The 21,397-nt window shown below is 68.6% G+C and carries 19 protein-coding genes; 11 read left to right on the top strand and 8 right to left on the bottom strand.

All coding sequences use genetic code 11. The features are described from left to right. The first annotated feature begins 449 nt into the window (after nucleotides 1–449). The gene (locus FDZ84_RS10520; RefSeq protein ID WP_305852030.1) at nucleotides 450–2,615 is read left to right on the top strand and encodes a bifunctional diguanylate cyclase/phosphodiesterase; all 2,166 of its coding nucleotides are present in this window, start codon (nucleotides 450–452) and stop codon (nucleotides 2,613–2,615) included. 234 nt (nucleotides 2,616–2,849) lie between these two features. Here FDZ84_RS10520 and FDZ84_RS10515 read toward each other — a convergent pair whose 3' ends face one another. Then, a complete protein-coding gene (locus tag FDZ84_RS10515; protein ID WP_168585748.1) occupies nucleotides 2,850–3,431 on the bottom strand; it encodes a type VII secretion system-associated protein in 582 nt (193 codons plus the stop codon). Nucleotides 3,432–3,612: 181 nt separating this feature from the next. Here FDZ84_RS10515 and FDZ84_RS10510 point away from each other — a divergent pair, with 181 nt between their 5' ends. The 4 genes from FDZ84_RS10510 to FDZ84_RS10495 all read left to right on the top strand — a co-directional run bounded on the left by FDZ84_RS10510 (nucleotide 3,613) and on the right by FDZ84_RS10495 (nucleotide 7,037). Then, entirely contained in the window at nucleotides 3,613–4,035 is a 423-nt protein-coding gene (locus tag FDZ84_RS10510; RefSeq protein WP_168585747.1) for a PRC-barrel domain-containing protein, read from the top strand. 241 nt (nucleotides 4,036–4,276) lie between these two features. Further along, the gene (locus FDZ84_RS10505; protein WP_168585746.1) at nucleotides 4,277–5,449 is read left to right on the top strand and encodes a S8 family peptidase; all 1,173 of its coding nucleotides are present in this window, start codon (nucleotides 4,277–4,279) and stop codon (nucleotides 5,447–5,449) included. Between the two features lie 256 nt (nucleotides 5,450–5,705). After that, on the top strand, nucleotides 5,706–6,506 hold the full coding sequence (locus tag FDZ84_RS10500) for a DNA-binding response regulator (RefSeq protein WP_168585745.1): 801 nt from the start codon (nucleotides 5,706–5,708) through the stop codon (nucleotides 6,504–6,506). Between the two features lie 375 nt (nucleotides 6,507–6,881). Beyond that, on the top strand, nucleotides 6,882–7,037 hold the full coding sequence (locus FDZ84_RS10495; protein ID WP_168585744.1) for a hypothetical protein: 156 nt from the start codon (nucleotides 6,882–6,884) through the stop codon (nucleotides 7,035–7,037). Between the two features lie 18 nt (nucleotides 7,038–7,055). Here FDZ84_RS10495 and FDZ84_RS10490 read toward each other — a convergent pair whose 3' ends face one another. Continuing rightward, on the bottom strand, nucleotides 7,056–7,892 hold the full coding sequence (locus FDZ84_RS10490) for a transposase family protein (protein ID WP_168584616.1): 837 nt from the start codon (nucleotides 7,890–7,892) through the stop codon (nucleotides 7,056–7,058). A 275-nt stretch (nucleotides 7,893–8,167) separates the two neighbouring features. Here FDZ84_RS10490 and FDZ84_RS10485 point away from each other — a divergent pair, with 275 nt between their 5' ends. Both FDZ84_RS10485 and FDZ84_RS10480 read left to right on the top strand, forming a co-directional pair. After that, on the top strand, nucleotides 8,168–8,557 hold the full coding sequence (locus FDZ84_RS10485; protein ID WP_168585743.1) for a sterol carrier family protein: 390 nt from the start codon (nucleotides 8,168–8,170) through the stop codon (nucleotides 8,555–8,557). 325 nt (nucleotides 8,558–8,882) lie between these two features. After that, nucleotides 8,883–9,371: a hypothetical protein gene (locus tag FDZ84_RS10480; protein ID WP_168585742.1), complete on the top strand. Its 489-nt coding sequence runs from the start codon at nucleotides 8,883–8,885 to the stop codon at nucleotides 9,369–9,371. Nucleotides 9,372–9,507: 136 nt separating this feature from the next. On the opposite strand, the gene FDZ84_RS10475 is transcribed toward FDZ84_RS10480, so the two are convergent. From FDZ84_RS10475 to FDZ84_RS10465, 3 genes are all read right to left on the bottom strand, one after another. Then, nucleotides 9,508–10,437 (bottom strand): hydroxymethylglutaryl-CoA lyase, encoded by a 930-nt coding sequence (locus FDZ84_RS10475; RefSeq protein ID WP_168585741.1) that lies wholly within the window; start codon nucleotides 10,435–10,437, stop codon nucleotides 9,508–9,510. Continuing rightward, nucleotides 10,434–11,708, bottom strand: a complete 1,275-nt coding sequence (locus FDZ84_RS10470) for a hydroxymethylglutaryl-CoA reductase, degradative (RefSeq protein WP_168585740.1) — start codon at nucleotides 11,706–11,708, stop codon at nucleotides 10,434–10,436. The genes FDZ84_RS10475 and FDZ84_RS10470 overlap by 4 nt, the downstream gene beginning before the upstream one ends. A gap of 99 nt (nucleotides 11,709–11,807) precedes the next feature. Continuing rightward, nucleotides 11,808–13,643 (bottom strand): GAF domain-containing protein, encoded by a 1,836-nt coding sequence (locus FDZ84_RS10465; RefSeq protein WP_168585739.1) that lies wholly within the window; start codon nucleotides 13,641–13,643, stop codon nucleotides 11,808–11,810. 201 nt (nucleotides 13,644–13,844) lie between these two features. Here FDZ84_RS10465 and FDZ84_RS10460 point away from each other — a divergent pair, with 201 nt between their 5' ends. Genes FDZ84_RS10460 through FDZ84_RS10445 form a run of 4 tightly spaced genes read left to right on the top strand, consistent with a single transcriptional unit; the run spans nucleotide 13,845 to nucleotide 20,185 of the window. After that, the gene (locus tag FDZ84_RS10460; RefSeq protein WP_168585738.1) at nucleotides 13,845–15,902 is read left to right on the top strand and encodes a hydantoinase/oxoprolinase family protein; all 2,058 of its coding nucleotides are present in this window, start codon (nucleotides 13,845–13,847) and stop codon (nucleotides 15,900–15,902) included. A 25-nt stretch (nucleotides 15,903–15,927) separates the two neighbouring features. After that, nucleotides 15,928–18,078 (top strand): hydantoinase B/oxoprolinase family protein, encoded by a 2,151-nt coding sequence (locus tag FDZ84_RS10455; RefSeq protein ID WP_168585737.1) that lies wholly within the window; start codon nucleotides 15,928–15,930, stop codon nucleotides 18,076–18,078. Between the two features lie 27 nt (nucleotides 18,079–18,105). Beyond that, nucleotides 18,106–19,377, top strand: a complete 1,272-nt coding sequence (locus FDZ84_RS10450) for a CaiB/BaiF CoA-transferase family protein (RefSeq protein WP_168585736.1) — start codon at nucleotides 18,106–18,108, stop codon at nucleotides 19,375–19,377. A gap of 1 nt (nucleotide 19,378) precedes the next feature. Continuing rightward, nucleotides 19,379–20,185 carry an enoyl-CoA hydratase/isomerase family protein gene (locus FDZ84_RS10445; RefSeq protein WP_168589948.1) on the top strand — a complete coding sequence of 269 codons (807 nt, stop codon included), beginning with the start codon at nucleotides 19,379–19,381 and terminating at the stop codon, nucleotides 20,183–20,185. Nucleotides 20,186–20,382: 197 nt separating this feature from the next. On the opposite strand, the gene FDZ84_RS10440 is transcribed toward FDZ84_RS10445, so the two are convergent. The 3 genes from FDZ84_RS10440 to FDZ84_RS10430 all read right to left on the bottom strand — a co-directional run bounded on the left by FDZ84_RS10440 (nucleotide 20,383) and on the right by FDZ84_RS10430 (nucleotide 21,383). Then, nucleotides 20,383–20,580 (bottom strand): DUF397 domain-containing protein, encoded by a 198-nt coding sequence (locus FDZ84_RS10440; RefSeq protein WP_168585735.1) that lies wholly within the window; start codon nucleotides 20,578–20,580, stop codon nucleotides 20,383–20,385. Between the two features lie 326 nt (nucleotides 20,581–20,906). Further along, a complete protein-coding gene (locus tag FDZ84_RS10435; protein ID WP_168585734.1) occupies nucleotides 20,907–21,110 on the bottom strand; it encodes a DUF397 domain-containing protein in 204 nt (67 codons plus the stop codon). 21 nt (nucleotides 21,111–21,131) lie between these two features. After that, nucleotides 21,132–21,383 (bottom strand): Scr1 family TA system antitoxin-like transcriptional regulator, encoded by a 252-nt coding sequence (locus FDZ84_RS10430; RefSeq protein ID WP_256413750.1) that lies wholly within the window; start codon nucleotides 21,381–21,383, stop codon nucleotides 21,132–21,134. Nucleotides 21,384–21,397: the final 14 nt, after the last annotated feature.

The following is a 21,397-nucleotide window of genomic DNA, read 5'->3' as shown; positions in this document are numbered from 1 at the left end:
TGTAATCGGCGACCACGTCCACTCGGAAGGCTCATCGATGCCTCTCGGGGTGTAGTTGCGGTGCGTCGTCGGGGGACCAGGCATCGGGCCCCAAAAGTGTGGCGAGAGGTTTTCGTGAGATGTAGACCCTGTGTTAGTTTTTAACCAGAATGGCCCAATCCGGACACCGCGTGTGAACCGCGGGTCCTCCGGGGTGTAGTTCTGGGCCGCGCACAACCGCTGGCTGCACGTCTCGAAAACATCAGATGTATTGGTAACGCAGCGCTGCCCGCGATCAACTAGTTGCGGACGGTAGCTGCAAAGCGGGGCTTGGCCACCTGGATGGCCTGCTCGAATGAGGTGTACAGCTACCCCGGGTGCCGTACATGATGTTCGACCGCCGGACCCATCCGGTCGTATGCTCCGAACGAACGGCCCAGGCGAGTAGGACGAGTGGAGGGCGCCCAGGCATGACTGGCTGGACAGCGCCGGTGCCCAGCGCTCACGGGGTGGTCGCCGAGGTGAACCGAGCCGATCGACGACGCTTCGCGGCTGTCTGGGCGCAGGCCCTGATGGGCACCAGCTACGTGCCGATGACCAGCGTCGAGGTCGAAGGCCGGCTGTACGGCTACACAGATCGCCTGGTCGACGCGCTGCTCAGCGATCCGTTCGACCCGTCCGCCGCGCGGTCGGTCGGGGTGGACCTGGTCGCGGTGCACTTCACCAGCGCGGAGTCGCTGGCCCGCACCGTCGACCTGATCGGCGACGAGATCCTGGACATCCTGCGGCTGGGCAGCAGTCCCGGCTGGCGCGGGCGCGTGGCCGCGCTGCAGGGCGAGCTGTGCTCCGGCTTCCTCCAGGCCGCCCGCAAGCGGACCCTGGACGAACAGGAGGCGATCCGGCAGGCCGTGCTGGACGCGCGCGACGCGGTCGAGCAGGCGCTGCGCACCAGCGAGGCCAGGTTTCGCGCGATCTTCGCCGAGGCCGCGATCGGCATCGGCATCGGCGACATGAACGGCCGGATACTCGAGGTGAACGATTCGCTGACGCGGATCATGGGGCGGACCACGGAGGAACTCCGCCGGATGATGGTGCAGGACATGATGCACCCGGACGACCTCGACAGCACCTGGCGGATGTACGAGGAGCTGGTGCGCGGCGAACGCGACCAGTTCCGGGCGGAGAAGCAGTTCAAGCGCCCCGACGGCGGCACAGTGTGGACCGAGCTGATCGTGTCCCTGGTCCGCGGCGAGGACGGCCTGCCGCTGTACCAGGTGGCGCTGATCGAAGACGTCACCGACCAGCGGATGTTGCAGGAACGCCTGCGTCACCAGGCGATGCACGATCCGCTGACCGGACTGCCCAACCGGGCGCTTTTCCTGGAACGGCTCACCGGGGTGCTGCGCGCGCACGAGTCCGGCGAGCGGGTCGCGCTGTGCTACATGGACCTCGACGGCTTCAAGGTCATCAACGACAGCCTCGGTCACCACGTCGGCGACGACCTGCTGCAGGCGGTCGCCGACCGGCTCGCCACCGCGGTGCACGGAGCCGACCGGCTGGTCGCGCGCATGGGCGGCGACGAGTTCGTGATACTGATCCAGAACTCGCTCGGCACCGAGCAGGCCATCGAGATCGCCGACACCGTGCTGGACGCGCTGGACGAGCCGATCCGCATCGGTGGCCACGAGCTCTCCGTGTCGGCCAGCATCGGCATCGTCGAGCGTCCGGTGTCCGGGCAGACCGCGGCCGAGCTGATGCGCGACGCCGACGTGACGCTGTACTGGGCGAAGTCCGAGGGCAAGAGCCGGTGGGCGCTGTTCGACCCGGACCGCAACGCCACCGAGGTCGCGCAGTTCCACCTGTCGGCGAAGATGCCCGCCGCGCTGGAGCGCGAAGAGTTCTACGTGGACTACCAGCCGCTGATCGGGCTGCGGGACTTCAGCGTGGTCGGTGTCGAGGCGCTGGTCCGCTGGGCGCATCCGGAACTGGGACGGTTGGGGCCGGACCGGTTCATCGGGCTGGCCGAGGAGACCGGGCTGATCGTGGCGCTCGGGCGCTGGGTGCTGCGGGAGGCGTGCCGGCAGGCGAAGCAGTGGCAGGACGACTTCGGGGCGGCGGCGCCGTTCGTCAGCGTCAACCTGGCGGTGCGGCAGTCGCGGGACCCGAACCTGGTGGCCGACGTCGCGGAGATCCTGGCCGAGACCGGGCTGGAGCCGTCCCGGCTGCAGCTGGAGCTCACCGAGAGCGCGATCATGGGCACCGCCGATGAGCCGTTGGATGCCCTGCGCGCGCTGTCCCGGATGGGCGTGCGGATCGCCATCGACGACTTCGGCACCGGGTACTCGAACCTGGCCTACCTGCGGCATCTCCCGGTGCACGAGCTCAAGATCGCGGGCTCGTTCATGGAGGGCCTGCGCGACGCGGAGCGGGCCGACCCCGTCGACGCGCGCATCGTCGGCACGCTGGTGGACCTCGCGCACGCCTTAGGCCTGACCGTCACGGCAGAAGGCGTGGAGACCCAGGCGCAGGCCCGCCGGATGGCGGACATCGGCTGCGAGACCGGCCAGGGCTACCTCTTCGCCCGCCCCGGATCACCCGAGAAAATAACAACTTTCATCGCCGAACACCTGGATTGAGGTGTTCCGGGCTCGCCTTGCTTGGCGATGCGGGTGGCGGAACCACAGACGAGCCGTAGTACTGGGTGAACGCGCGCCGAGTTCCGGGTTCCAGGACCGCTCCAGGCCGAGGCTAGGCACAAGGCCCGGCCCCGGCCAGTCATCGGGTTCTCCCCCCGGTGCCCGCGGTTTCAATTGGAACCGCCACCTCCCGGGGTGACGGATCCCAGTTTGAACTGAACCTGGGAACCGCGATCAGCCGTGTTGTGCTGCGACTTGGGCGAGAACTGCGTGCGGGATGACCGCTTGGATCGCGTCGTTCAGGTTCAGGCCCAGGTCGAGGCCGTTGAGCAGTTCCGGCAGCTCTCGCCCTGGCACCCGGCGGAATCCCGGCCAGTCCGCCGGAACCCGGGAGGCCGAGGTGCAGGCCGGGACCAGCTGGCTGCCGTCGGACATCTCCGCGGTGTAGATCATCGGGTCGTCCGCGCTCGGCGCGTAGAGCAGCACCTCGGCGGCGAGCACCGCCGCGGGCAGCTCGGACTCCGGGAGCTGGCCGGCCGCGATCCGGGCCAGCACGTGCTCCAGCTCGTTGGTCGGTTCCTGCTGGTTCGCCGCGAGTTCGGACGGCTGGTACGCGTCGTTGAACTGGAAGCGCTCGTCGATCTCGCCGTCGGAGTCGATGCGGTAGGCGCCGACGATGCCTTCCGGCGGCACCTCCTCGCCGTCGGCGGTGTAGCCGGGGTCGGCGATGTAAAGCCAGCTGTCGGGGTTCTGCTTGGCGTGCTCCCGCATTTCCGCGCTGATCGGCGGGGCGGGACGGTCGACGGGCTGGGACATCGGGAACTCCGTACCTGTTGATCTGGGCTCGGCGTGGATGCCGGGCGCGCGTCCGAGGGTGCCAGCACCGGGGAACGCGCGAATGAACGGTCCCGAACCAGCCGTTCCGAGGTGCCGGTCGGACGGGTCCAGGGGCAGACTGACCAGGAGGGCCAGGGGAGGGCCAGGGGAGGAGGCGGCGATGATCGGCCAGCGGGAAGCGTTGCGGATGTTCGGGTGCGAGGTCTTCGACCCGGAAGGATCCCGGATCGGCATCGTCGGCCAGCTGTTCATCGACGACGACACCGAGCAGCCCGCCTGGATCACCGTCCAAACTGGACTGTTCGGCACGAACGAGAGCTTCGTGCCGCTGGAGGGCGCGGCCTTCGACGGCGACACGCTCACCGTCGCGGTCGGCAAGGACGCGGTCCGGCAGGCCCCCCGGGTCAGCCTGCTCCAGGGCGATCTCCCGTTCGAGCAGGAGAGCGCGCTGTACCTGTACTACGGGATGACCTACGGCGTCGCCCCCGATGGCGCCGCGTCGATCGACGAGGTTTCGGAAGTCGCGCCCGAGTACGTGGAAGCCGTTCGGCTCCGATTGCGACGCTGGGTTGCCGCGACCTGAAACACGCGAACCGGGACTAGCAGGACGAACCACCACGCCCGTCGGGAAACCCCGGCGGGCGCGGTTTTGCCTGCTCATTCCCGATAAGAAACCCAGAGCTGGGAATTCGTTCACTCCACCGCCCGATTGTGTGGCGACAATTCGCCAACCGCACCCGAACGTGTGTTTTCCCTGGTTACGTTCCGTTGTGAACCATCTTTCGCTCGGCCCCACCCGAGCGAATGGACGGAGGAGGGGACACATGAGGAAGCTGCTTTACGGCACCGGGGCAGGGGTTGCCGCGGCGGCGCTCGTGTTCGCCGGTGCACCGGCAGGCGCGCAGCCGCGCATCGAGTTGGCGCCGCTGACCCTGCACTCGCAGGCAGCGGTGCGGGACGCCGACTCGGACGTCTACATCGTCAACCTGAAGGAAGGCATCGCGCCGCAGGGCGTCGCCGAAGAGCTCGGCGTGCAGGCCCGCAACGTCTACGACAAGGCGCTCAACGGGTTCTCGGCGAAGCTGACCCCGGCGCAGCTCGACGCGGTCCGCGCCAGCGGCAAGGTCGAGAACGTCTCGCAGAGCTACCACATCGCGGTCGAGCCTTCGAAGAAGAAGGCGGTCGGCTCGTGGGGCCTGGACCGGATCGATCAGCCGAACCTGCCGCTGGACGACAGCTACGCCCCCAAGGGCACCGGTGAGGGCGTCACCGCCTACATCATCGACACCGGCATCGACCCGTCCCACCCCGACTTCGGCGGGCGCGCCAAGATCGGTTTCGACGCCACGGGTGGCGACGGCACGGACAAGCAAGGCCACGGCACCCACGTCGCCGGCACCATCGGAAGCGACACCTACGGCATCGCCAAGGGCGTGAAGCTGGTCGGCGTCCGAGTCCTCGACGCCCAGGGCAGCGGCACGACCGAGCAGGTCGTCTCGGGCATCGAGTGGGTCGCGGAGAACCACCAGGGCGCTTCGGTGGCGAACATGTCGCTGGGCGGACCGAAGGACCCGGTGCTGGACGAGGCCGCGACCAAGCTGGTCAACAGCGGCGTCTTCCTCGCGGTGGCGGCCGGTAATGAAAGCCAGGACGCCGAGAACGTCTCCCCGGCCAGCGCGGAGGGCGTGTTCACCACCGCCGCGTCGGACAACACCGACACCTCGGCCGAGTTCACTAACTTCGGCGCCACCGTCGAGGGCTACGCGCCCGGCGTAGACATCGTGTCGACCGTCCCCGGTGGCGGCACCGAGACGTTGAGTGGCACCTCGATGGCCAGCCCGCACGTGGCCGGCGTCGGTGCGCTCTACCTGCAGGCCAACCCGGACGCCAAGCCGGCGGACGTGATCACCGGGCTGCAGGGTCAGGCCTCCAAAGGCGTGATCCAGAGCGCTCCGGAGGGCACCATCGCCGACCTGCTGCAGATCGGCGACCTCTGATCCGCTAGCGCAGTGCGGCACGCGGGCCCTCCCGGAATCCCCGGGGAGGGCCCGTTGTGCTTCTGATTGCTGCACTCGGGGGACGCCGGGATGCCGCCGAACGGTGGCAATCAAAGGGTCAATCCGCTGGATCGTGCAAAAGTCGGTTCCAGCGGTCGTTCCTGGTGGATACGTTGCAAAACGACGGGGGTGTCAGTGTCCATCGCGGTGCCAGCCGAATCGGTGCCGCCAGGGCACATCGAGGAGGGGGTGTGCCGTGCTTCCCGGATACACCGAAGGGCTGACGCAGTCGCCGACTGCGGTCGACGAGCGGGCCAGGGACACCGCCGCTACGGAGCCGCTGACCGAGCGGGCCGTGCAGGCGCAGGTCGCGTCGGTGGCTCGCGCCGCCCGGGCGCAGTCCGGCAACGGCGGCGTGCTGCAGGTCGTGCACGGGGCGAGGCGGGTCGGTTGGGCCGCGTACGAGCTGCAGCGTACTGCGACGCAGCTGGTCCAGGGCGTGGCGAAGCCGCCGTACGTGACGACCGGGCCGCTGGACTTGCTGGAGTCCCGCAAGCTCGCCGAAGGTGTCCAGTACCAGGTGCTCTACGACCGGTCCGCGCTGGCGCGGCCGCCGCAGCTGGACATCACCACCAAACTGGTTGCGATGGGCGAGCAGGCGCGGGTGATCCACGTGGCGCCGACCAAGCTGATCATGGTCGACGGCGAGATCGCGCTGCTGCCACTGACCGTGAGCGAGACCTCGGTGGAAAGTGCCGTGGTGGTGCGCAGCTCGGCGATGCTGGCCGCGATCGCGAGGATCTTCGAGGACCTGTGGCGCTTCGCCGCGCCGTTCACCGCGGACCAGGACCTGGTGGGCAACGAGCTGCAGCCGACCGAGGAGGAGCGGTGGATCCTGTCGCTGCTCGCCTCCGGTGCCACGGACGACACGATCGGCCGGTTGATGGGCTTCAGCGCCCGAACCGCGCACCGCAGGGTCCGCGAGCTGATCTCCCGGTTAGGAGCGGAAACCCGCTTCCAGGCGGGCATGCAAGCCGTCAAGCTCGGCTGGCTCTGAACACCTGGGTACCGGTGCGCAATTTCAATGGAAGTTGCGGATCATCGGCGTGTCGCACACCGAGACGCCGACGGCTGTGGACAACTTCCGCAATTTCAATGGAAATCGGACCTCTGATTTCCATTGAAATTGCGTGTCCACTGGTCCGAGGGATACCCAGAGCACCCGTGCCTGGTAGTCGGTGCCTGGTATTCGGTGTCTGGTATTCGGTGTCTGGTGTCTGGTGTCTGGTGTCTGGTGCCTGGTGCCTGGTGCCTGGTGTCTGGTGCCTGTGTCTGGTGTCTGGTGTCTGGTGCTGGGATAGGGGTAGGGGGTTGGGTTTGTTGTTCGTAGGCTTCTGGCATGCCGAGTTGCCGTGACGTTGATCCCGGGGAGATGCGCGAGGCCGTCTCGGCTGGCTCTGAACACCCCGGTGCCGGTGTGCAATTTCAATGGAAGTTGCGGATCATCGGCGTGTCGCACACCGACACGCCGATGGCTGTGGACAACTTCCGCAATTTCAATGGAAATCGGACCTCTGATTTCCATTGAATTGATCTCAGTAGGGGGTTATGCGAGTCGGCCGTGTTCGAATTGGGTGAGTACGAGTGCGGCTTTGACGATGAGGCCGATTTTGCGGGGGCTGGTGGTGAAGTGTCGTAGGACGCGCCAACGGCCGGTGAGCAGGGCGAATCCACGTTCGCCGAGGGCGCGCAGGCCGCGCAGCAGTTTGTTGTAGGTCTGGTTGTCGACGTCGAGTGGGCGGCCTTTGCTGGTTTTGGGGCGTTTGATCGGGGTGAGGACCCCGGCTCCGGCACCCTGGTAGCCGCCGTCGGCCAGGGTGGGTAGGTTGAGCTGGGAGTAAGCCCAGTACAGGGCGCCGAGGACGTGGTTTTCAGCGGCGGTGATGTCGTGGATGGACCCGGGCTCGACGTCGGAGGCCCACAGCGGGAACCCGTCCGGGTCTGTCAGTGCTTGGATGTTGCCGGCTTGTTCGCGGGTTTTCCCGGAGTACCACAGGTCGATCTCGGCGCCTTTGGCGCTGGTGGTCTTTTCGCCGAGACGGTCGGAGGAGAAGTTTTTGCCGTCCAGGATCAGATAGGCGTCGCCGTTGTCTTTGGCCCGTTGCAGGGCGTCGTGCAGATCCGGGGCCTGCGCGGCCAGTGCCTTGATGCCCTCGTCGACATACCGGTAGCCGGTGGCACGGGCGACACCGTGATCGCGAGCCAGTTTGGTGATGTCGGTATCGTCCCGGAACCACCGCAGGACCAGCACAGCCTGCCAGAACGTGGTCAACGCCCGGCGCCCCTTGCGGGTCCCTTTCCGGCGGCGTTCACCGGCCAACAGCCGGCTGAGGAAGACCACCAGTTCACGGGGAACATCGAGTTTGGCAGAATACGTGACCACGTGGGGCCCTCCCTGGTCGAAGATCCTTTCTTGGTCGAACTTCTTCTACCAGGGACCCCACGTCCCACTCTCCCCGGGCCAGCCCTACCCGATCACACACCCATTCCGGCAGGCCGCCCTCCAGAGACTTCTTACTGAGATCACCTCATTGAAATTGCGTGTCCACTGGTTCGGGGGTGCCCGGAGCGCGGTGCCCGGTGCCCGGCGCCCGGTGCCCGGTGCCCGTGCTTGGGGTAGGAGGGTTGGGGGTTGGGTTGTGTTCGTAGGCTTCTGGCATGCCCAGTCGCCGTGCCGTTGATCCCGGGGAGATGCGCGAGGCCGTCGCAGCCCTGCGGCCTTGGCTGGACGGCGAAGCGCCGAAGCCCGCGCGTGCCGAGCTCGCCGCCGCAGTTCGGTTGAGCCTGCGCACCTTGGAGCAGGTCGCCCCGGGCAACAGCGTCGAGGTGCGGGTGCCGCCGTTCGCGGCGGTCCAGTGCGTCGCCGGCCCTCGGCACACCCGCGGCACCCCGCCCAACGTCGTCGAGACCAACCCCCGGACCTGGCTGCTGCTGGCGACCGGCCGCCTCGGCTGGGCCGAGGCCCTCGAACGCGGCGAGCTCACCGCATCCGGTTCCCGCTCGGACGTTTCGCAGTGGTTGCCGCTGGTCCGAGTCGGCAACCCGTGAGCGTTCCGGCACCTCGCGTCCACGACCAGTTCCGGGATGAGACGGCGGACAGGGGGCGTTCGTCAGGTTGCCCCGCTCGGTGGCGCTGTTTCTGCTGCGTCAGCGCCTACACTGCCTGCGGGGCCAGCCCGACCTGAACCTTGCGACGGCACTGCGGCGCGATCCGGAACCGAGCAAGGCCGGTCCGACACCGGCAGCTGATCGCCGCAGTACGTACGCAGATATAGATAAGCAGTGGGCTACGTAGTGCCACCGATGTCTGCGTAGTCGGGACTAAAGACACTGGTGTCAACCCGACGAAAGTAGATCCGTTCAAGGAAAGGCCATGCTCCCCCTGTCCCATCCCGACCGAATCGAGCCGGATTCGCCGCAGCCCCGACGTTCGTTGCGTCCCTCCCAGCCGAGCGCCGCGGACGTACTGCGGTACGGCGAGCGCTACGCAGACCTCCGTGACCGGCGCCTTGCACACACCTTGATCATCGAGGATGCGGTGGAGGAGCGCGAGGAGATTTCGGCTCACGAGCGCATCACCTGCCACGTTCACCGTCGCTGGTCACACGAATGCATCGCTTCGCCGATGCACATCATCCCCGTCACCGGGCACCGCTGGTGCCGCCGCTGCGAGGCCGAGGCGTCCGTCGCGGTCGACGAGGTGACCGGATCGGTGACCGTGGTTTGCACGCGGTGCCGCCAGGCCCTCGAGACCGCGGCGACCCGGCAGATCATCCGGACCTGCCGAGCCAGCCTGGCCGCTGCGCACGAAAGCCGCCGAGCCCGTGTGCAGGCGCAGGATTCCGCCGCGGCGGCGGCCTGAACGGTCAGCTCGACGCCTGCCCGCCCGAATCGAACCGCCCCGTTCGCTCAGTGTCGAGGCCAGGCTGCCGAGCCCACGGTTTTGCGCCGTCGCCGTAGCGGTTGCGTAACGCGCGAGGCCGGAGCGACGGCTGGTCTCAGCTTTTCCGTAGCGCGCGCACGACCGAAGAGGGGCTTTCGCGGCCGAGGTGACCGGCCAGCCAGCTACTCGTTTCGACCAGCTTGGTGAGGTTGAGGCCGGTGCGGATGCCGAGACCTTCGAGCTGCCAGAGGATGTCTTCGGTGGCGAGGTTGCCGGTGGCGCTGTCGGCGTAGGGGCAGCCGCCCAGGCCGCCTGCCGAAGTGTCCACTGTGGTCACTCCATGCTGGAGGGCGGCGAGGGTGTTGGCGAGCCCCTGGCCGTAGGTGTCGTGGAAGTGAACGGCGATCGAGCCGATCGGGACTCTGGCGGCGGTGAGGGCGTTGAGCAGCGCGACGACGCGGCCGGGGGTGGCGACGCCAATGGTGTCGCCGAGGCTTAGTTCGGTGCAGCCGAGGGAGATCAGTTTGGTCGCGACGTCGACGACTTGTGCCGCAGGGACCGCGCCTTCCCAAGGGTCGCCCCAGCACATGGACAGGTAGCCGCGCACCGGCAGCCCGGTTTCGCGGGCCTGAGTGATGACGGGGGCGAACATCTCGAGCGACTCGGCGACCGTGCGGTTGAGGTTGGCCTTGGCGAAGCTTTCGGTTGCCGAGGCGAACACGGCGATGTCGGTGACGCCGAGGTCGAGCGCCCGCTGCAGGCCTCGCTGGTTGGGCACGAGTACGGGGTAGCGGACCGCGGGGCGGCGGTCGAGGCGACGGAGGACCTCTTCGGCGTCGGCGAGCTGTGGCACCCACTTGGGATGGACCATGCTCGTCGCCTCGATGACGGTGTGCCCGGCGTCGGCAAGGCGTTCGATGAACTCGACCTTCACGTCGGCGGGCACCGGCGTGGACTCGTTCTGGAGCCCGTCGCGGGGGCCGACCTCGCAGATGGTGACGGCTTCGGGGAGGCCAGGGAGCCGTTCGGTCCCGTAGTCGATCATCGTCCGGCCCGGAGCTCGGCGAGGACCTGCTCGGCGTGGTCGGCACGGACCTTCTGGTCCGCGATGAGCCGGGCGACGACGGCCGGGACCTCCTCGGCGGTCGCGCCGACGCCGGATGCGATGTTGCGGGCGTGCAGGGACATGTGGCCGCGCTGGATCCCTTCGGTGGCCAGCGCTCGGATGGCGGCGAGGTTCTGGGCGAGGCCGACGGCCGTGATGATCTCCGCGAGTTCGGCGGCGGTGCGGACGCCGAGCAGGGTGATCGCGGCCTGCGCGGCCGGGTGGACCTTGGTGGCGCCACCGACGAGACCGACGGGCATGGGCAGCTCGAGCGTGCCGGCGACATTGCCGTCGGCGTCTTTTTCGAAGCGGGACAACGAGGTGTAGAGCCCGGCGGGCGAGACGGCGTGGGAGTGGGCGCCGGCTTCGACGGCGCGGGTGTCGTTGCCGGTGGCGAGCACGACGGCGGTGATGCCGTTCATGATCCCCTTGTTGTGGGTGGCGGCCCGGTAGGGGTCGGCTTCGGCGAGGGCGGCGGCGTGAATGATGTTGTCGACGACCTCGGCGCCGCCGAGCGCGTCCGCGTCGAACACCGCGCGGGCACGGGAGAGCCGGAGATCGGCCTTGTTGGTGAGGATCCGCAGCAAGCTGCTCCCGCGCGCGATCTCGGCCGCCCGGGTGGCGACGGCCTCAGCCATCGTGTTGACCGCGTTGGCGCCCATGGCGTCGCGAACGTCGACCTGAAGGTGCGCGACCACGTAGGTGCCGGCGCGCGAGGGGACCAGCCGGACAGCGATGTCCCGGACGCCGCCCCCGAACTCGACGAGCTTGGGGTCCTGGTCGTTGGCGAGCGCGATCAGCTCGTCGCGGGCTTCGAGCAGCCGTACTCGCCCGGCCTCGGGGTCAGCGACGCCGACGATCTGGACCTGGGCCTGCATGACGGGTGGTGTCGAGGAGGTGGTGAACCCGCCGCGCACGCGCGCGATCTTGGCGGCGTTGCTCGCCGCCGCGACGACGGAGGCTTCCTCGGTCGCCATCGGCACCAACACGTCGGTGCCGTTGATCACGAAGTTCGTCGCTACACCCAGCGGGATGCCCAGGATCCCGGTCACGTTCTCGATCATGTGGGCTGCCAGTTCGGTGCCGAGGCCGTGCGCGGGGTCGAAGGCGGCGATCGACGCGGGGTCGATGCCGGCGGCTTCGGCGACGAACTTGCGCCGGGCCTCGACGGATAGGTCCCGGAGACCCTGGATACGACTGGTGCGCGGCATGGCGCCCCTCCCACCTCGGTGTTGCTGCGGTACGGAGGGGACGCTAGTTCGCCGCGCATTGGCCGGGAATGGGCCGATCATCCACTGCTGACGGTAGGACTATGGGCTTTTGGCCAGGGTGGCGAGGCGGACCGCGACGGTGATCCGGAAGAGCCGATCGGGCTCCTGCCAGTCCTCGCCGAGTAGCTCGGTCGTGCGTTCCAGGCGTTGGAGGACGGTGTTCTTGTGCAGGTGGAGCGCACGGGCGGTGGCGACCGGGCTCATCCGGTTGCCGAGGTAGGCGGCGAGGGTGGGCAGGAGCTTGCCCGCGTGTTTGGCATCCCAGTCCAGGACGGGCCCGATGACGCGCCGCACGTACGTCGTCACGCGCGCTTCCCCCGGGCCGAACAGGGCCGTGTACGGGAGGTACTCGTCGGTGGTGACGGCGGTGTCGTTCAGTCCGAGTGCGGGCAGGATCCGCACGCACGCCGAGGCCGCGTCGACCTGGGTGCGTAGGTCGACGGTGGCGTCGGCGATGCCTGCGCCGACCGCCAGAACTGGTGCCCGTACGGTGCGGCGCACCATGGTGTGGATGAGTGTGCTCGCGGTGGCTGGGTCGGGATAGGAGGTGATGGCCACGACTCGGTCGGCATGTTCGCCGACCGGGCCGCCGGTCCGGCGCAGGGCGCGGACGGCCTCGCGGCGCAGTTCGGCCGGCACCGAGATCACGACCACCGACCGCAGCTCGTCGAGCCGGATGCCCCGTGCGTGGGCGCGGGTGGCGATGTCGGCGCGGCGGTCGGGATCGTCGGAGAGCATGTCGGCCAGCAAGTCGTCGCGGACGCGCTGCTCGGCCTCGATCATGGCGTCCTGCTTGAGATTGAGCAGCGCGGTGATCTGAGCGGCGCGTTCGGCGGTGCGCAGCTCGACGGGGCCGAACTCGACCTCGCCCTGTTCTAGCAGCAGCGCGCCCAGCAGGGTCGGCCCGGCGAGGACGGCGACGGCGTACGTGCCGTCGCTCGCGGGCGTGCACCGACCACTGCGGCGGCTGTGGTCGACCGCGTCGGCGACGGGGCCGTCGAGGTGTTCGAGGTCGCGAAGCGTGACGTGGCAGCGCAAGGCTCGCCCGAGCGCGGTCGCGACGTCTGGTGCTTGACCGCCTTGAAGCACGAGGTTGGTGAGGTCGCTGTGCACCTCGCTGGCCCGTTCCATCGCTTCGACGTGGCGGGCGAGCTCGCCATAGGCGCGGCGGGCGTCGTCGGCCGAGTCCTGGGTGCGGGCGAGCAGGCGAGCGGTCTGCAGGACGATGGCGGCGTGGTCGGCAAAGGCTGACAGCAGGGAGATCTCCTCAGGGGAGAAAGCGTGCTCGACGCGGTTGGCGGCGAACAGCACCCCGATCACCTCGTCGCCGGCCAGTAGCGGGACGCCGAGCAGGGACACGAGACCTTCCGCAGCCACGGCGGCGTCGATCGCGGAGTCGTGCGGGGCCTCGGTCATCGCGGCGTACTTGGACGTCCAGTAGGGACGGCGTCCTTCGACCACCTGGCTGGCCAGGCCCGCGCCGGGTGGCACTCGCAAGCCGAGGAACGACGGGGCGACCGTCCCGAGCGTGGTTCGCACGCGGAGTTCGCGGCTCTTCGCATCGAACTCGGACAGGTAGGTGACGTCCGTGCCGACGAGGTCGTGCGCTCGTTCGACGAGCCGGCCAAGCAGTTCATCGACGTCGCGAAGCTGGGCAAGCTCGCGCGCGGTGGAGAACAGCGCCGCGAGTTCCTGACCGCGGCGCCGCCAGCGCTCCGAGGTGGCGCGCAGGCGGCGGATTTCGTAGCGGATCCGGGTGGTGTCCTGTTCGGACAGGGGCACGTCGGTGAGCAGGCCGTCCACATCGACTTCCTGTTCAGCCGAAGCCGCCTGCAGCAGACTGACGATAACGTCGCCTGGGAGCGTCTCCGTCACGGAGTTCACCTCGATCTGGTGTGCCGATCGCCCAGGATGTCCAGGGGAATCCTGGGCGAACGATACATAGTCTAGGGCGGGTTCGCGCTCGTACTGTCCACACCGCGGGTTAGACGGTGTCTCCCCGAAACGAACCTTTCGTGCATACCATCCGTCAGCCCGGAACGAGCCGCACCGACGCAGTCAAAGGAGACAGCGAGCATGACGCTTCACGTGGGCATCGACGTCGGTGGCACGTTCACCGACGCCGTGGCGGTCGTCGACGGGCACGCGATACGTGGCAAGGCGTTCTCGACCAAGGACGTGACCACAGGGATCCTCGGCGCGCTGGGCGTGCTGCGGGAGCGCGCAGGGATGACCGAGGCCGAGTTCTTCGCCGCGGTCGACCGATTCGTCCTGGGCAACACCATCGTCACGAACGCCGTGGATGAGCAGAAGTACGCCGCCGTAGGGCTGCTGACCACTCAGGGCTTCCGCGACACCCTGCGGATCGCCCGGTCGGCCCGCACAGACGAGCGTGACCCGCACAAGATGTCGGCGCCGCCAGACATCGTGGAGCGTCGCCGCATCGTCGAGGTCGCCGAGCGGGTCGACGCGCACGGCACCGTACTCGTCCCGCTCACCGAGGACGCGATCGCCACGGCCGTGGACGCGGTGCTGGCGACCGGCGCCGAGGCCATCGCGGTCTGCCTGCTGTGGTCGTTCCGCAATGCCGCCCACGAAAATGCGATCGGCGAATACCTCGACAGGCATCACCCGGACATCCCGTACACGCTCTCCAGCAGGCTGACGCCGGTCTACCGCGAGTACGAGCGCATGGTCACCACCGCACTGGACGCCGCGGTGAAGCCGATCGTGGCGTCGCACTTCGACCACCTCGCCGACGAGCTGTGGAGCAGGGGGCTGCGGGCTCGGGTGCAGATCATGCAGGTGCACGGCGGGTTCCTGTCGGTGGAGGAGACCGGCAAGGCCCCGATCTCGATGTTCAACTCCGGTCCGGTCGGCGGCGTTACCGGCGCGCGGCTGCTGGCCAAGCAGCTCGGCCGCCGGCGGGTGCTGACCGCGGACATGGGCGGCACGAGCCTCGACGCGGCCGCCATCATCGACGACGAGTTCCGGCTGCTGCCCCGCGCCGAGATCGGCGGCCTGCCCACCAGCCTGACCGCCGTGGACATCGAGACCATCGGCGCCGGCGGCGGCAGCCTCGCCTGGGTGGACGGACGGAACCTGCTGCGCGTCGGCCCGCACAGCGCGGGCTCCGTGCCGGGCCCGGCATGTTACGGAAAGGGCGGCACCCGGCCCGCGGTCACCGACGCCGCGCTCGTGCTCGGGCTGATCAACCCGGACTACTACCTCGGCGGCGCCGTCCCCCTCTACGAGGGCCAGGCGCGGGCCGCCCTGCGCAAGCACGTGGCCGAGCCGCTGGGCATCACCGAGGACGCGGCGGCCGAAGGCATGTACCGGCTGGCGACGTCGCAGATGTCCAACGCGCTGCGCAAGATCACCGTGAACCGCGGCCACGACCCGCGCGAATTCACCCTCGTCGGCTTCGGCGGCGCGTGCGGGCTGTTCGCGGCCAGCATCGCCGCCGAGGCCGGGGTCCGCGAGGTCGTGATCCCGCGCGACGCCGCGGTTTTCTCAGCGCACGGCCTCATGCACGCCGACTCGGTGTTCTCCGCGGTGCAGACGAGCCCGTGGACGATGGACCAGCCCGCGGCGGCGCTCGACAAGGAGTTCGCCGCCCTCGAGGAACGCGCACAAGCATGGTTCGAGGCCGAGGGGATCCCTGCGGGCCGGCGCGAGCTGCACCGCGAGGCGGACATGAAGTTCGTGGGCCAGATCTTCGAGGTCACCACCCGCCTGGCGGCGGGCACCTTCGGCGAGGCGGACAAGGACGCGCTGCGCGCCCAGTTCATCGCCGACTACGAGGAAGAGTTCGGCGCCGGCACGGCCTGGACCGAGGCCGAGATCCTGCTGGTCAACTCGCGGGTCCGGGCCATCGGCCGCAGCGAAGTGCAGACGGTGGAGCAGGCCGCCGGCACCGGCGAGGAGCGCCACGAGCTCACTCGCCGCGACGTGATCGAGCCGCTCACCGGCGAGCGCGTCGAGATCGACGTGCACCGCGGGTTCGGTGCGCTCGGCCGGGCGACCGGTCCGTGCCTGCTGGAGGAGCCCGACACCACGGTCTACGTGCCCACTGGCGCCACCGTCGAACTCACCGACAGCGGCGACTTCCTGCTGCGCCTCGCCGACCGCTGACCCCCGCCCGTCAAAGGAGACGACCATGACCAGCACCCCGCGCACGCTGCCCGACGGCTTCGACCCCGTCACCCTCGAAGTGATCCGCATGCGCCTGGACTCCATCGTGGAGGAGATGGGCATCGCGATGATCCGCTCGTCGGGCTCCCCGGTGATCACCGAGGCCGGTGACTTCAACACCGCACTGTTCGACCCCACCGGCCGCATCTACGCCTACTCGGACTATGTCCAGTTCCACATCGGCTCCGGCAGCGTCGCTGTGCAGAACCTGGTCAAGGCGATCGAGGGGGAGCCGCTCGCGCCCGGCGACGCGTTCATCTGCAACGACCCGCACACCGCGGGCGCGAGCCACCCGCCGGACACCAACGTGATCTCGCCGATCTTCCACGGCGACGAGCTGATCGGCTGGGCTCAGTCGCAAGCGCACCTGGTCGACGTCGGTGGCATGACGCCCGGCGGGTTCGCACCCGGCGCCCACGACTGCTACGCCGAGGCGCTGCGGCTGCCGCCCGGCGTCAAGATCTTCGAGCGGGGCGAGCCCGTCGAGTGGGTGCGCCGGATCCTGCTCAACAACGTCCGCGTGCCCGCGCTGTTCTGGAACGACGTGCGCAGTCTGGTGGCGAGCAACAACACCGGCATCCGGCGTCTGCTGAGCACGATCGAGGAGTTCGGGATTGAGCAGTTCCGCGACTACACGAGGCTGTCGTTCGAGCTGGCCGAGCAGGTCGTGCGCGACCGGATTGCCCGCATCCCCGACGGTACCTACACCGCCGAGGAGTGGACCGAGCACAACGGACACGTCGACGAGCTGTACCGCGTCGCGTGCACCATGACCAAACGCGACGACCAGATCACCTTCGACTTCACCGGCTCCAGCGAGCAGACCGACGGTTTCGTCAACTGCAGCTACGGTGCGCTGGTCGGCAGCGTGGCGACCGCCATCGTGCCGATCCTCGCCTGGGACGTCCCGTTCAACGAAGGCGTCATGACCGCGTTCGACATCGTCGCCGAGTCCGGGTCGATCGTGAATCCCAGGCCCCCGGCACCGATCAGCAACGGGCACCTCACCACCGGCGCCCGGGTCAGCCGCGTCGTCACGAAGCTGATGAACGACGCCTGCCGTGGCAGCGACGACGACACCATCCGCGACCGGACCCAGGGCGTGTGGGGCGACTCGTGGACCGGCGGGATCTCCGCGGGCACCACCGATGACGGCGAGTACTTCGTGCTGTTCAACATGGACGGCGGTGGCATGGGGGCCGGCGCCCAGCCGGACCGCGACGGGCTCGACTGCGCGGGGATGATGACGCAGGTCAACAACATGCTGCCCGACGTCGAGATGAACGAGATGCTGTACCCGGTGCTTTACCTGTGGAAGCAGCTCAACACCGAAAGCGCCGGGCACGGTGCCCACCGCGGCGGGCTGGGCCTGCGCTTCGCGTGGACGCTGCACGGCGCCGAGGAGGTCACGCAGACGGTGTTCGCCCCGAACGCCCAGGTCGTCGCCGACGGTTTCGGCGGCGGCTTGCCCGGCGGCGGCAGCGGCCACGAGGTCTGGCGCCAGACCGATGTCGCCCGGCTGCTCGCCGATGGCCTGGTGCCCGCCCCGGACACGCTGAGCGCGGCGGACCGGGAGTTGCTGGCGATCAACCAGCAGTCGGTCAGGGTCCGCGCCGGAGACGTGTTCGTGCAGTGGATCGCCGGCGGAGGCGGCTACGGCGACCCGCTGCTGCGCGCCCCGCAGCTCGTCGCCGCCGACGTCCGCGACGGCTACGTGACCGGCGAGACCGCGCAGCGCACCTACGGCGTGATCGTCGCCGATGGCACCGTCGACGAGGCCGCCACCCGGCGCGCCCGCACCGCGATGCGCCAGGAACGCCTCGGCGGCACCCCCGCCCAGCAGGTCCCGCCGAAGTTGCCGGCCGGGTCCTCCGCGCCACGCCGCGACGCCGACGGCTGGTACGTGCCCGCCAGCGGCGCCCGCCTGGGCACCGGCGAAGACTGGCGCGGCGAGGCGCGGCAGGTCACCTACGTCGCCGCCGAGCGGTTGGCCGAGTACGGAGTCCGCGTCCGACCGCGCACCGAGGGCCGCCGCGTGCTGATCGACGAGTTCTACAGTCCCTCGTGCGGCACCCTCCTGGAGGCCCGCGTTCGGGTGGCTGCGGCCGCGAGCTGACGAGTCACCTACGGATCAGGGGCGAACATGACCATCAATGACGACACGATCGTGGGCATGCTGCCTGGCGGGCTGTCGCGGGGCGCGCTGCGCGGCATCGTGGTCCTGGACACCACCCGGGTCGTGGCGGGCCCATTTTGCTCGATGCTGCTGGCCGACCTCGGCGCGACCGTGATCAAGATCGAGAACCCGAAGGAACCGGACTACACCCGGGACTTCCCGCCGAAGCTGACCTCGCCCGGGGAGCCGGGCGGACCGGACGAGGAATTCAGCGCGTTCTTCGCGCAGTACAACCGGAACAAGTTCGGCCTCACCCTCGATCTATCCACTGAGGACGGTAAGGACCTGCTCAAGAAGCTGGTGCGGCGCGCCGACGTCCTGGTCGAGAACTTCCGGCCGGGCACGATGGACAAGCTCGGCGTCGGCTACGACGTGCTGCGTGGCGAGAACCCGCGCCTGGTGTACACGGCGATCTCCGGCTACGGCCAGACCGGACCGTACCGGCGCCGGCCGGCCTACGACAACAGCGCGCAGGCCACCGGCGGCCTGTGGTCGATGAACGGATTCCAGGACCGGCCACCCGCCCGCGTCGGCACCATCATTGGCGACCTGTCCGCGACGCTGTACGCCGTCATCGGCACCCTGGCCGCACTGCGGCACGCCGAAAAGACAGGCGAGGGACAGCTGGTCGACGTGTCCCAACAGGACTCGGTGCTCAGCCTCACGGAGAACGCTGTCGTGTCCTACACCGTCGACGGCAAGGTCCCCGGACCGCTGGGCAACGAACATCCCTTCGTCAAGCCCTACGAGCTCTACCCGTGCAAGGACGGGTTCGTCTTCTTCGGCGGCTATACCGACAAGTTCTGGCGCCTGTCTTGCCACCTGTTCGGACAGCCCGAACTCGCTGACGACCCCGAAATCGACACCATGGCGAAGCGATTCGTACCCGAGGTCTACGAACGACGGGTCCGGACGCTGCTGCAGAAGTGGTTCCAGGACAAGACGAAGACCGAGTTGGAGGAGATTGTCGGTGACGCCGTGCCGTTGAGCGCGATCAAGAACATCGGTGAGGTCGTCGAGGACCCGCAGATCGCCGCGCGCGACATGATCGTCGACGTCGAGTACCCCGAGTTCGGGCAGCTGCGCATGTTCGGCTCGCCCATCAAGCTCGCCGGCACGCCCACTCAGCCACGTGGGCTCGCGCCGAAGGTCGGTGAGCACGCCGACACGGTCCTGCGGGCACTCGCCGATCTCGACGACGAGCGCATCGCCGAGCTGCGCGAGAAGGGGGTGATCTGATATCAGCGGCATCGCCCTCGACCGCGATGGCGCGGTCGCGATCATCCGGTTCAACCGTCCGGACAAGCTCAACGCGCTCACACTCGCGATGTACGAAGAACTCGGTGCGGCCTTCGATGAGGTCCGCGACGACGACTCACTCGCCGTCGCGATCCTCACCGGCAGCGGGGACCGCGCCTTCTGCGTCGGCGCCGACCTCACCGAGTCCATCCCAGCCCTGTCCGAAGGCCGTTTCGACATCTCGGCATGGGATGCCGCCCACCAGAAGCACACCACGCTGTTCAAGCCGGTGATCGCCGCCATCAACGGCCTGTGCCTCGGCGGCGGGTTCGAGATCATGCTGTCCACCGACATCCGCATTAGTGCCGACACCGCCGAGTTCGGGCTGCCCGAAAGCGGCGTCGGCGTCGTGCCCGCCGGCGGCACGCTCACCAGGCTGACGCGGCAGATCCCGTACGTCTGGGCGATGGAGCTGATGCTCCACGGTGACCGGATCCCGGCTACCCAAGCTCTGCGGTACGGCCTGCTTAACGACGTCGTCCCCGCGCCGCAGCTGCTCGATGCCGCGCTCGACCGCGCTCACCGGCTGGTCGGCAAGAGCGGTACCGCGCTCGCGACGATCAAGGAGGCCGTCCTTCGCCTCGGCGACCTCCCGCAGGACCAGGCTTTCCACAGCGAGGCCCTCTACGGCCAGAAGGCCTTCACCTCACCCGACGCCCGCGAAGGTCTCAGCGCCTTCGCCGAACGCCGTCCGCCGGACTTCCCGTCCCGCCACGGCACCAAGCCCCACTCCTACCGAGATGATTGATTCCGTGAAGTGGGTGTTAGTGATCGAATCATGAAGGCCGACCTCGGCCGCTACGTTCTGCCTTTTACCGGCGTTGACCGGGCGAAGGACATGACCCGCGCCCAAGAGGTCTTCGCCGAGCGCCTCCGCATCCGGGCGTGACCAGGTGGTCGTGAGTGCGAAACCGGGCTCCAGCACGGTTTCGCACTCACGACCTCTCAGCCTTGCTTGAGGCTCGTGGTGAACGATGTCCACTGCTCGGGGGTGAACAGGAGCGTGCCGCCGTCGCGGTCCTTGGTGTCTCGCACGCCGACCGCTCGCGTCATCACCGCGACCTCCACACAGTGGGCGTTGTTCGCGCTACGGCTCGACTTCCGCCGGCCCCGGGTCGGGGAAAGGGGAGGTGCCGGGGCCACCGCCACAGCCTGCTGGTTTTTCTGGGCCTTGTCGCGGCGGTGTTCGTGGTGGCCGCACTACTGCCGTTGCGCGGCGGGAGTGGTCAGCATGCTGATGCTGGTCCCGGGGCGGTGATGGTGTGGCAACTCATCGATGCGATATCGGTCGCAACCCCGCATCCCGAGCCGCCTGCCCGCCAGCCGCCGGAACCAATCGAGTGGCCGACCGAGGATTACGTCGGCCGCCATCGCCTAGCGTCGAGCTAGGCGCGCCTCCGCATCCGGGCGTGACCAGGTGGTCGTGAGTGTGAAACCGGGCTCCAGCGCGGTTTCGCACTCACGACCTCTCAGCCTTGCTTCAGGCGTGTGGTGAACGATGTCCACTGCTCCGGCGTGAACAGGAGCGTGCCGCCGTCGCGGTCCTTGGTGTCTCGCACCCCGACCGCTCGCGTCATCACCGCGACCTCCACACAGTGGGCGTTATCTGCGCTGCGGCTTGACTTCCGCCAGTTCTCAGCTCTATGTAGTCCGGCCGCTTGGGTGCTGCTCATGAGCGCAACTGTAGTCCGGGTTTACAGCTTGCTGGAAGCCTTTCTGATCAGCTCAAACGACTCTTCGCGACTGAGTGAGACCGATGTCGCGCCAGCAAGCGCGATGGAGTATTCGCGGATCGTTACGGCGTCGGAGGTGAGCGCCGTGGAAGTGATCGATTCTTGCCAGAGCACGCTCGGTAGTTCCTCGCCGGGAAACCCCGGCGGTAGGAAGTCCGTGCCACCCAAGGCATTGTGCGCGCCAGCTTCGAACGGGACGATTCGCGCCTCGATCGTCTCGGGGCGTT

Source organism: Saccharopolyspora sp. ASAGF58, assembly GCF_012277335.1.
Lineage (GTDB): Bacteria > Actinomycetota > Actinomycetes > Mycobacteriales > Pseudonocardiaceae > Saccharopolyspora > Saccharopolyspora hattusasensis.
This window is presented reverse-complemented; position numbering and strand designations above follow the sequence as displayed.